General features: G+C 57.6%; 6 protein-coding genes and 1 other annotated feature. Of the genes, 1 reads left to right on the top strand and 5 read right to left on the bottom strand.

Annotated elements, in window-relative coordinates; all coding sequences use genetic code 11:
• Positions 1-3: 3 nt before the first annotated feature.
• The 3 genes from R70331_RS23805 to R70331_RS23815 form a co-directional block, all read right to left on the bottom strand.
• A complete protein-coding gene (locus R70331_RS23805) occupies positions 4-2703 on the bottom strand; it encodes a valine--tRNA ligase (protein WP_042183151.1) in 2700 nt (899 codons plus the stop codon).
• 105 nt (positions 2704-2808) lie between these two features.
• Positions 2809-3093, bottom strand: a binding site (T-box leader).
• Between the two features lie 211 nt (positions 3094-3304).
• Positions 3305-4726: a LysM peptidoglycan-binding domain-containing protein gene (locus R70331_RS23810; protein ID WP_042179809.1), complete on the bottom strand. Its 1422-nt coding sequence runs from the start codon at positions 4724-4726 to the stop codon at positions 3305-3307.
• 162 nt (positions 4727-4888) lie between these two features.
• The gene (locus tag R70331_RS23815) at positions 4889-6298 is read right to left on the bottom strand and encodes a glycosyltransferase family 4 protein (RefSeq protein ID WP_052419188.1); all 1410 of its coding nucleotides are present in this window, start codon (positions 6296-6298) and stop codon (positions 4889-4891) included.
• Between the two features lie 195 nt (positions 6299-6493).
• On the opposite strand from R70331_RS23815, the gene R70331_RS23820 reads away from it, so the two are divergent.
• Positions 6494-7729, top strand: a complete 1236-nt coding sequence (locus R70331_RS23820; protein ID WP_042179812.1) for a GGDEF domain-containing protein — start codon at positions 6494-6496, stop codon at positions 7727-7729.
• Positions 7730-7953: 224 nt separating this feature from the next.
• On the opposite strand, the gene ypfJ is transcribed toward R70331_RS23820, so the two are convergent.
• Both ypfJ and R70331_RS23835 read right to left on the bottom strand, forming a co-directional pair.
• Positions 7954-8811 (bottom strand): KPN_02809 family neutral zinc metallopeptidase, encoded by an 858-nt coding sequence (ypfJ, locus tag R70331_RS23825; RefSeq protein ID WP_042179814.1) that lies wholly within the window; start codon positions 8809-8811, stop codon positions 7954-7956.
• Positions 8812-10402: 1591 nt separating this feature from the next.
• The gene (locus R70331_RS23835; RefSeq protein ID WP_042183157.1) at positions 10403-11275 is read right to left on the bottom strand and encodes an RluA family pseudouridine synthase; all 873 of its coding nucleotides are present in this window, start codon (positions 11273-11275) and stop codon (positions 10403-10405) included.
• Positions 11276-11452: the final 177 nt, after the last annotated feature.

Genomic DNA, 11452 nt, shown 5'->3' on the forward strand with positions numbered 1-11452 from the left:
CCCTTATCCTCTCAGCTCTGCGATGCGGGCCAGCACTTTCTCGCGCTTAGCGGAATAATCCGCCTGCTTCGCCCGTTCCTCTTCGATGACTTTAGCCGGAGCCTTGGCAACAAAGCCCTGATTGCCAAGCTTTTTCTCAACGCGTTCCACTTCACTGTTCAGCGTCTGCACTTCTTTTTCGAGCCGGAGGATTTCCTGGTCAATATCGATCAGCCCCGACAGCGGCAGCAGCAGCTCTGCTCCGGTAACGACAGCGGACATTACTTTGTCCGGCGTCTGCGGTTCCAGTCCGGCTTCAAACGAAGACGTGTTGCAGAAGCGTCCGATGTAATTGTCATTGCGGCTGATAATGCTGAGTGTTTCTGCGCTGCCAGCCTTGATGATCAGCTCTACCTTTTTGCTCATCGGCACATTAACCTCTGCACGGATGTTGCGTACTGCACGGATGACGTCCATCAGCAGGTTCATTTCGGCCACTGCCTCAGGGCTCTCAAGCGCTGCATCGTACTTAGGCCACTCTGCCAGCGTAATGGTTGCGCCGTCATGCGGCAGATGCTGCCAGATCTCCTCGGTAATGAACGGCATGAACGGGTGAATCAGGCGCAGCGTGCGGTCGAGCACGTAGGCGAGCACCGATTGGGTTTTGGCTTTGGCAGCCGTATCGCTGCCGTACAGCGACAGCTTCGCGAACTCGATATACCAGTCACACAGGTCATCCCAGATAAAGTTGTACAGCAGACGGCCGGTCTCACCGTACTCGTACGAGTCAATTAGACGCGTAATATCGCGGGAAGTTTCGTTCAGGCGGTGCAAAATCCAGCGGTCAGCCGTTGTAAGCTCGCCTGTAATGTCAATATCTGCAAAGTTTACGCCCTCCAGATTCATCAGCGCGAAGCGCGATGCGTTCCAGATCTTGTTGGCGAAATTACGGGCCTGCTCAACCTTTTCCATCCGGAAACGAAGATCCTGGCCGGCAGTAATACCTGTTGAAATCATATAGCGCATAGCATCCGCACCGTACTGTTCAATAACATCCAGCGGGTCGATCCCGTTGCCGAGCGATTTGGACATTTTGCGGCCGTCGGCATCACGTACCAGACCATGCATGAATACATCGGCGAACGGCTTTTGGCCGGTAAATTCAAAGGCAGAGAAGATCATGCGCGCTACCCAGAAATAGATAATATCGTAACCGGTAACAAGCACGTTGTTCGGATAGTAACGCTGATAGTCACTGCTGTTCTCGTCAGGCCAGCCCATTGTGGCGAACGGCCAGAGGTTCGAGCTGAACCAGGTATCAAGCACGTCCTCATCCTGCTTCAGATCATCCAGTCCGCTTATTTCGCGGGCTTCTTCCTCGCTATAGGCTACGAATACTTCGCCTGTAGATTCCGAGTACCAGGCCGGAATACGGTGTCCCCACCACAGCTGGCGGGAGATACACCAGTCACGTACATTTTCGATCCAGTTCAGGTAGGTCTTCTCGAAACGCTCAGGAACAAAATTAACCCCGTTGCCCTCCTTTTGTGCATTGATGGCAACCTCAGCCAGCGGCTGCATTTTTACGAACCACTGGGTGGACAGATAAGGTTCAACTACGGCGCCGGAGCGCTCGCTGTGTCCTACCTGGTGTACGTGATCTTCGATCGAGATCAGGACGCCCTGCTCCTTCAGATCTGCAACGATGTTCTTGCGGCATTCGCTGCGGTCCTGGCCGTTATAAGGCCCCGCTTCCTCATTCATTACGCCGCCTTCATCCATCACGTTAATCTGCGGCAGATTGTGGCGCTGGCCTACCTCAAAGTCATTCGGATCATGAGCCGGAGTAATCTTCACCGCGCCGCTGCCGAATTCCTTCTCTACGTAATCATCAGCAATAATAGGAATTTCACGGCCGATAATCGGCAGGATCAGCGTTTTGCCGATCAGATCCTTGTAGCGCTCATCCTTCGGATGCACGGCTACCGCAGTATCGCCGAGCATCGTCTCCGGACGTGTTGTGGCTACAGTGATGTGGCCGCTGCCGTCCTTGAGCGGATAACGCAGGTGATACAGGTGTCCGTTAACCTCTTTGTACTCAACCTCGATATCCGACAGAGCCGTGCGTGCAGCCGGGTCCCAGTTGATGATACGCTTGCCGCGGTAGATCAGCCCTTTGCGGTACAGCTCTACAAAGACCTGGCGTACGCCCTTGGTCAAGCCTTCATCCAGAGTAAAGCGTTCACGGGAATAGTCCAGGGACAAACCCATCTTCGCCCATTGCTCATGGATCGTTTCGGCGTACTGGTCCTTCCAGGCCCATACCTGCTCCAGAAACTTCTCGCGTCCCAGGTCATGACGGGAAATGCCCTGCTGGCGCAGCTTCTGCTCGACCTTCGTCTGGGTAGCAATACCCGCATGATCCGTTCCCGGCAGCCAAAGGGTGTCAAAGCCCTGCATCCGCTTCGTGCGGATCAGAATATCCTGCAGGGTGAAGTCGAGCGCGTGCCCGATATGCAGCATCCCCGTTACGTTCGGCGGCGGGATTACGATGCTGTAAGGCTCTGCGTCCGGGCGCTGGCCGGCCTTGAAGAATTCATTCTCCATCCAGTAGGTGTACCATTTGTGCTCTGCCGCTTTCGGATCGTACGTAGTCGGCATGTCGTTCTTAGTGCTATTGTCAGCCGCAGCCTGCGCTGCCGCTTCCTGCGTGTCCGGCAGCATCTCTGCCGCTTTGCCTTGATCAGCCATGTTCTGAACCTCCATTAAGATACGGTTTGAGTTGAAGCCTTCTTATTCGCTTGTGAAAATACAAAAAGGCCTTTCGTCTCAAAGGACGAAAGGCCATTCTTTCGCGGTACCACCTTTGTTTCGCGCTAGCAGCAAATACACCTGTGCCCGGTCACCTGCGGTTCCCGGAGCTTAGCGCGACACTCATGCAGATAACGGCTGCGTCCGGCCGCATCCTACACTGCAGGCCGTACGAACGGCGGCAGGTTCAGAAGGGCGACTCCGGGGCGACTTCGGTGGCAAACATCCTGCGGAAAATCACAGCACTAACAATTCCGCTCTCTGAAGGGCTGACCGCCTACTCTTCCCGTTCCCAGTCTTTTAGCTAAGTTTTACTTATTCCCATAATACCTTTAGTACTATTCCTAGTCAACCAGCATACGCACAAACTGCAGCCTGCGCGGCGGTACCGCCGATTTGGCGGGACTTTTACCGTTGGCTGGAGCCCTGTACAGCGCCACAACACAAACAAGAGCAGCGCTCCCCATAACAGGAATCGCTGCTCTGTCTCATTCCGCTCCTTAAGCCTCCCGGCTTAAGGAATATACAATACCTGGCCTTCCTCCACATTCTGGCCGGCCAGCCGGTTGTACATCACCAGCTCACGTGCGCTGAGCTGATATTTCTCGGCAATTGTATCCAGCGTATCCTCCCGCTGGACAATACACATCCGGACCTTGCGGAACAGCTCCGCACCCCCGGTTCTGCTGATAAAGCGGTTCTTCCAGTCGCTGTGATTCCCCGCTTCAGGAGCTGCTTCAGGAGGCGCTTCGGCGGCTGCGACTGCACTCTCCAGCTCCTTATGGGCGCGGCTTGAGCTGAGCAGGGAGGAGAAGGTGAGATGCTCCTTTGAAGCGGAATCCGTCTCCTTCTTACTGCCAAGCCCGATCTTCAGATCCGCTTTTTCTTCCTGGGCAGGCAGCGTCTCCGGCGAGAGAAGAGATTCATTCTCCATAAAGTCCGCCGGCTCCTGCAGGACAGGCTCATCTTGAACCGGAGCCAGATCCGGCTCCTGCTCTCCGGCAGCAACAACCGGCTCCTCCCGGTTCTCCGCATAGAGCGTTCCGGAGGCGATGTCAGCAAATGCGTAGTTCTGCACTGCCGCAGGGGCGGAATCCTCTGCAGCATCGGCGGCCCCTGCACGCGCAATCTCTGCAGAAGCAGCCGGTGTCACCGCCGCTTCCTTCTCGCGTCCGCCGAAAAAGTAGCCGGATACCGGCTCTGCCGCCGCTTTGCCCTTCTGCCAGCCCTCCGCTGCTGCGCCGCTGGAGAAGCCGGACTCAATACTATGCGTACGCAGCTTCGTTTCCTTGTCCTTCTGCGGCTGGGCAGCGTGTCCGGCTGTCTGCGTATAGACGGAGCCTTCCAGTACCAGCGGATTAATAGCCCCCGCTTCCGGAATAAAGGAGGTATACTCCTGCTCCTGCTGATCCGCAGGCGATTCTGCAGCACCTTCGCCGTAGGTCCACAGCGAATTCTCGTACAGGGAGTCACCCTCCTGCTCACGGGCGCCTTCCGGGGCAGCTTCGCTCCGGTCATTCTCCTCCGGAGAATAGGCTACAGTATACTCCTCCTGCGGCCAGGCCGTACCTGCCTCCGCCCCGCCGATCCCCCGCAGGGACAGCACCCCGGTAATGTTGACGGTACGCATCGTAAGCAGGTCAATATCGAAGTTCTCGATCTCCACCCCTATGTCATCAAGTGAGCTGACCCGGGTCAGCGGGACTGTGATTTCAACAGGTATCGCATGCTCCAGGCGTTCCGTCCGGTCATTTTCTCCCCGGTAAAGCCCGGTGAGCAGCAGCTGGCCGTAGAGCTCGGCCCGGTCTTCCCGCTGAATCACCTGAATTTCCGGAATGAGTTCCACCTCTTCCAGCTCAGCGATTCCCGGAAGTTCTGCAGGCAGGTGAATGCGTTCATAAATATCAAACCGCAAGCCGTGGGACTGGTCAAACACGGGAAATTTCCTCCTTCTTGGCATCATTTAACCCTGAGACAAGCCCAGAGCATAAGCCCAAAATGTTACTCCCCACATGTATATGCTTCAATCAGGAAGGCATGACTAATTCGGACATATTGACATATCCCCGGCAACTCCCCCGCTTAACCGGATTTACTCTCAAAGAATACCCGCATCAGGCACCAGATAATCTGCCGGAAGCCTGCTGCGCAGCAGCGGCTCCAGCGGATTGCCGGGTGAGATTACGCTTAGCAGGTCTGACGGATGGAATGCACCCGGTATGGGGCCGGCGGCCCCGGCTATCGGTCCGGCGCCGCCTGACGGCAGACCCGGCAGCGGCCAGCTGCGCATTCCGGCAGCTCTGCGGTAGACCCGAAGTGTCCCTTCCGCCATTGCATCAAGCGAGCGGTTCCCGCCCGCCCACTGTCTGGCCGCACTGCCCGTCCGGGCCCGCAGGGCATCATCGCCAAGCAGCAGCTCCAGCTGGTCTGCGAGCGCGGCGGCATTCTCCGCAGGCACAATCCAGCCCGTAACCCCGTGCTGGACCATCTCCGGCATCCCGGCTGTACCCGCCACAACAGGGGCAATGCCGGCAAGCTGCGCTTCCGTGACCGAGAAAGGCTGCGTATCCTGCAGGCTTGGCTGAACATAAAGATCCGCCGCAGCCAGCGCGGAGGGGATATTGTCTATTTTACCGGTAAAAGCAATATCCTCCTGAACACCGCATTCCTGCGCCTGTAGCCTCAGCTCCTCCAGCAGGCTCCCGGTACCGGCAATGACGCAGGTCCAGTCCCGGCGCCGCTGCTTCAGCAGACCAAGTGCACTGATTAATACGTGGACTCCCTTGATATATTCAAGGCGCCCTGCATACATAATCACTTTTTTACCGGGAACAGGATTCAGGGGTGCAGGCTCTGCGGCCTTCTCCCTGTACTCCTGCAGATTAATGCCGTATGGCAGAATATGAACCCGCTCTGCTGCCACCCCATGTCCGCCTACTACCTGTCCGATCCAGCGGGATGACACCAGAATCAGATCAGCCGCATTCACGCCCAGCTGCTCCATCCGCCGGAAATAGCTCCAGATCGGCCGGCTCTCATATTCCTGCAGCGTCAGCCCCGGCTCAAGCCCCCGGTATTCATAATATGATTCGCGGGCAAGTGCCCCGTGAATACTTGCAACCAGCGGCACAGGCTGCTTCATGATCCGCCTCAGCGCATATGCCGAAATAGGGTCCTGGGCATGGATGATGTCATAATCCTCAAGCCCCAGCGCCGCGGCCCCGCCTTCAAACACGTAACGCCCCAGCTCAAAGCTGAAAATCCCGTGCTCCTGGTGCAAATGCGGAAACTGCAGCGGGTCCAGATAAGGAAGGAGCGCGGAGTAATAAGCTTTTTTATCAAAAAAAGCATTCCGGTCCAGCAGATACAGCGTATTGCTATCCACATGGCTGCCCATCAGCGTAACTGTATGCCCCTGCCCGCCCAGCTTGTCTGCAAGCTGCCTCATATACGTCCAGATCCCGCCCATATTGGTAAGTCCCCAGTAGGTAACAAGCAATATTCTCATGAATCCCTCTCCTTTTTTAATAGAATTCACTTCCGCAGATAGAAGCCTCCGGCATATGCATCAACAAAGTATTATATGTCCGGCGCGCTTTCTCCGGTATGGGTAGAGGTCATGTGAATTTTAGCGAAACTATTTTCATTAAGCCGGGGCATTTCGGGTATAATCGGTATAACTCTCGAAAGGAATGTTACCGTTATGTCAAAAGCACGATTATTCGACCTTTCCCTCTTTGCAGCTGCTGTGGGCCTGGCGTTATTTACACACCCTACGGTAGTTCTGGACGGTATCTATATAAAAGCCATGCTGCTCTACTGGGCATTCGCCAGCTTCTACTTTCAGCTGCGCATTGTGACCCGGAGCGGAAACTCCACGATTGATTACGCGATCAGCTACACTTCTTCCTTCGGTATTTTTGCCGGACCGCTCGGCACACTGATTTATGAAATCTTTTACCGGACGACCGTCTATTGTTATAAAAAGAAAACCAAAACCGCAGACCCGGGCGAATTCCTGGACACCTTCTACAATATCGGCTCCTTCACACTCGGCGGTACGGCCGCTTACTATTTGTACACGCTGCTCTATCCGCTTGCTGCCCGGCTTCCGGCCGGGTATTGGCTGCTGTTCCTGCTGGTGGTCTGTGTGACCACCTTTTTGTCATCCGGGTTTCTGGTCATTAGCTTTATCCTGTCAGGTGACATCAAGACGCGCAAAGAGGCGTTCAACCTGCTGTTCAGAAGCAGAAATCTGCTGGATTTCAGCAAAGTCGCATTAACGAACGCCCTGCTGCTGCTTCTGCTGCAGATGGAGCAATGGGAGATGCTGATCGCGCTGTTCCTGCTCAATTACATTGTCAGCCTCTCTTTTTTCACGAAATCGCAAATTGCCCAGCACAAGTTCGAGCGGGACAAGTTCGAGCAGATGGCGTATCAGGATTTTTTGACCGGAACGTTTAACAGGGCCCATATGGATAAAATGATGAACGAGCTGGACCGCAGCGGGGAATATATCGGTGTCGTCGTAGCTGATATCGACCGGTTCAAAAAAATCAACGATACCTACAATCATGCCGTCGGTGACAAGGTTATCCTGCATTTCGCCAATACGCTTAAGGCCCATCTGCCGGAGGAGGACATCCTGTTCCGCAGCGGAGGGGAGGAGTTCACCATTTTCCTGAGAAACAAGTCATTCCGCGAGTGCGGCCTGATTGTTCAGGAAATTCTTTTGGATGTTGGCAGCCATTCCGCTACCGCCGAGTATTTGGATAAGCAGATTGAAGTCAGCTATTCGGCATCCTTTGGCCTCTATTACTTTAAAGCAGACCAGAGCACGTCGATGGAAAAAGGGTACGTCCGCGCCGACCAGCTGCTGCTGGAGTCCAAAAAGCTCGGCCGCAACCGGCTCTCGTCAAAGAACGCGCTGTTGGATTAGGCTGATATGCCGGCCGCAGAGAGGGACTTTTATACAGAAGCAGGACGGACCTTTTGCAGAGACTCGGATATATATACTTGTTGATCAAAAAAAGCCGCCTCACCGGACTTTCCGGCTGAGACGGCTTTTTGGGTTGTCTGCTGTTATGTCTGCTATTGTGCTGCAAAACCGCTGTATACTTTGTGACGCCAGTTCAGGAGCTGTATGAACCGTACCGCTTCCCTCTACAGCTCGGCTGCGTTAAAAGTATCTCCTCCGGCGATTGTACCGTTATTGAAGCCTTTGTAGAACCACCGTTTGCGCTGCTCCGAGGTTCCGTGAGTGAAGCTGTCCGGTACCGCATAGCCCTGGGCCTGCTTCTGGATCGTATCATCACCGACCGCACTGGCTGCAGTCAGCGCCTCCTCCAGATCGCCTTCCTCCAGCAGATTCATTCCCTGCGCATGGTTAGCCCAGACACCGGCCAGATAATCAGCCTGCAGCTCAAAGCGGACCTGAACCTTGTTGTATTCTGTCTCGCTCAAGGTACGGCGGTATGCATCCAGCTCCTTCGTCGTCCCCAGCAGAGTCTGCACGTGATGCCCAACCTCATGGGCAATGACGTAAGCCATCGCAAAATCCCCCGGCGCCTGGAAGCGCTGCTGCAGCTCATCATAGAAGCTTAAGTCAATATACAGCTTGCTGTCACCGGGACAATAAAACGGCCCGACCGCCGAGCTCGCTGTTCCGCAGGCCGAATTCACACTGCCGCTATACAGCACCAGTGTAGGATCAGTATAAGTCAGCCCCTGCCGGGCAAAAAGCTCGCTCCACACATCCTCCGTATCCGCCAGCACTACCGAAACAAACTGCGCCAGATCCTGCTCCTCCGCCGTTTCCTGATAAGGTGTATCAGAGGTGGCGGCGGTTCCGCCTGAGGTCAGATTCCCCAGGATATCACCGACATTGCCGCCGCTCAGCAGCGTGACCACAACAACCAGTATAATACCGCCGATCCCGCCGCCAATCAGCTTACCTCCGCCGCCGCCGCTGCCTCTGCGGTCCTCCACATTCGAGCTGCCTCTTCTTCCCTGCCACTTCATGGCCCGACCCCCAGTCCGTTTACACTAATGAATGATGGTTTCCGCAAACTCCGAAACCTGCTTACTAGTGTTATACCCAAATTGAGCAGGGTTCGATTCTGCTATGGGCGGAATGAGGGAAATCCGCTGTGTGGCTGGGATGGGGCGCGGAGGCAGGCGGCGCGGGGGCGTAAGGGCGTGGGGTGCGGGGGTGCGGGGGCGCGGGGGCGCGAGGCGCGGGGGCGCGAGGCGCGGGGGCGCGAGGCGCGGGGGCGCGAGGCGCGGGGGCGCGAGGCGCGAGGCGCGGGGGCGCGAGGCGCGGGGGCGCGAGGCGCGAGGCGCGGGGGCGCGAGGCGCGGGGGCGCGAGGCGCGAGGCGCGGGGGCGCGAGGCGCGAGGCGCGAGGCGCGAGGCGCGAGGCGCGGGGGCGCGAGGCGCGGGGGCGCGAGGCGCGAGGCGCGGGGGCGCGAGGCGCGGGGGCGCGAGGCGCGAGGCGCGGGGGCGCGAGGCGCGGGGGCGCGAGGCGCGAGGCGCGAGGCGCGGGGGCGCGAGGCGCGAGGCGCGAGGCGCGAGGCGCGAGGCGCGGGGGCGCGAGGCGCGGGGGCGCGAGGCGCGGGGGCGCGAGGCGCGGGGGCGCGAGGCGCGGGGGCGCGAGGCGTGGGGCGCGGGGGCGTAAGGGCGTGGGGTGCGGGGGCGCGAGGCGTGGGGCGCGGGGGCGTAAGGGCGTGGGGTGCGGGGGCGTAAGGGCGTGGGGCGCGGGGGCGTAAGGGCGTGGGGTGCGGGGGCGCGAGGCGCGGGGCGCGGGGGCGTAAGGGCGTGGGGTGCGGGGGCGCGAGGCGCGAGGCGTGGGGCGCGAGGCGTGGGGCGCGAGGCGTGGGGCGCGAGGCGCGGGGGCTTGAGTAGGCGGCTACGCTGCATGCGGGCAGGAAATCAGCTGTATGAGAGTATAAGCTGACACAGGGGATCTATGTATACAATTAATTGGATTTTGTCCGTCTAATTTAACGAAATTCGGCTTTTTGCATGATTTAATTGGAAAAACTCCATCTAATTAATCTAATTTCCTCCTAAAGCGGAAAAACGGTATTATTAGGTGGACTTTTTCGCACTAATCTCTGTCCCAGAACTCCCGGCAGAGAATTAGATGGCGAAAATCCACTTAATTCTGAAGAACACGGGGTGAGTCCAGCTAGTGGGAGTGCTCGGATAGAGTTTAAAGTACAGACTACAGAGTACAGAATTCAGAGTACAGAGTACAGACTACAAGCAGCCGACGAAATTACATTCCCCCTGTAATTTGTACAGCAAAAAACCGCGCAGCCGCTAAGTAACAGCAGACCACGCGGTTTTCAACTGTATAACATTGCAGCAGAACAGACCGTTATACTTCAACTTAAGCCATCGCCGTACCGCCTGCTTCAATCGGTAAGCTACCTGTCTGATTCAGCTATTGCGGCGTTTTAACAAGTAAATGTTAGCGTCGCCCTTCAATGTAACATTCCCTAAATAACGTAGCATGGATGCATTTCACACCACTATACCGCACCTAAAGTACCGTTCTGGCGCCGCAATTCACAGTAATATTCCCGCCAAGCGGCTCACTTGGCGCGATTCTATTGCAAAGGCGCACCGCCCAGTGACTTGCGCAGCCGGAGCATATCTGCTGGCCACGGGTCGGCCACCACAGTCAGCTTCCGGGTCCAAGGATGGCGGAACGCCAGCTCTTCGCCGTGCAGTGCCTGACGGCCGCGTTCAGCGAGCCCCCAGCGCGGCCCGCCGTACAGCTCATCCCCGATGAGCGGATGGCCGGCATGGCTGAGGTGGACACGGATCTGATGCGTCCGTCCGGTCTCAAGCTCGACCTGCAGCGCGGTTGCGCCGCGCAGCACCTCGAGCCCGGTAATCCGCGTCACCGCCGGCTGGCTGCCGGGCGACACCCGCCGCCGGGACGCATGATGGCGGTCGCGGCCGATCGGCGCGTCGATGACCGTGAGCTGAGGCGGCACAGCGCCTTCAGCGATCGCCGCATAGCGGCGCGAAATGTCTTTGCTGCGCATATCCTCATCAAGTACAAGCTGCGCATACTCATTCTTCGCATACAGCACCGGTCCGGTCGTATCCTTATCCAGACGGTGGATATGGCGTACGGGAATTCCGCCACCGGAAGCGGCGTAATGAGCGGCTACGACATGATCCAGTGTAGTGTCCGATCCGCTGCCGTCCGGATGGACCGCCATACCCGCAGGCTTATGAACAACAAGGCAAAAGTCATCCTCATACAGCACTTTCGCCTCCTGCCACACCGGCTCTATGCCAGCCTCCCGCTCCGGCCAAAGCGCCAGCCGCAGCCGGTCTCCCCGCCACTGGATGCCGCCTTCGCGGCGCAGCCGGGCGTGGATCTTCCCCGGCATTCCGGCGGTCTCCAGCAGCCAGCGGTCAATGGCTGCCTCCTTATCTACAGCCCCGGTAATGGCCCGTCCAGGCATGACTTCGATCCATTCCCCGCGCCGTTTCCAGGCACCGCCGCCTGGGACTGCCTTGTTACCGCCAGCTTCTACCACCTTGTCTCCACCAGCTTCTGCCGCCTTATACTGAGCGTCCTTTACATCCTTGCCGCCGCTGCCTTGAGCCGCCTTATCCCAACTGCCTGTTACCGCCTTGTT

This window comes from Paenibacillus sp. FSL R7-0331, assembly GCF_000758645.1.
GTDB classification, from domain to species: domain Bacteria; phylum Bacillota; class Bacilli; order Paenibacillales; family Paenibacillaceae; genus Paenibacillus_AQ; species Paenibacillus_AQ camerounensis.

What these genes read in the sequence shown, in the direction of transcription:
- R70331_RS23805 (WP_042183151.1), bottom strand. Translation starts at nt 2,703, where the DNA reads ATGCTGCCGGACACGCAGGAAGCGGCAGCGCAGGCTGCGGCTGACAAT.
- R70331_RS23815 (WP_052419188.1), bottom strand. Translation starts at nt 6,298, where the DNA reads ATGAGAATATTGCTTGTTACCTACTGGGGACTTACCAATATGGGCGGG.
- R70331_RS23820 (WP_042179812.1), top strand. Translation starts at nt 6,494, where the DNA reads ATGTCAAAAGCACGATTATTCGACCTTTCCCTCTTTGCAGCTGCTGTG.
- ypfJ (WP_042179814.1), bottom strand. Translation starts at nt 8,811, where the DNA reads ATGAAGTGGCAGGGAAGAAGAGGCAGCTCGAATGTGGAGGACCGCAGA.
- R70331_RS23835 (WP_042183157.1), bottom strand. Translation starts at nt 11,275, where the DNA reads ATGCCTGGACGGGCCATTACCGGGGCTGTAGATAAGGAGGCAGCCATT.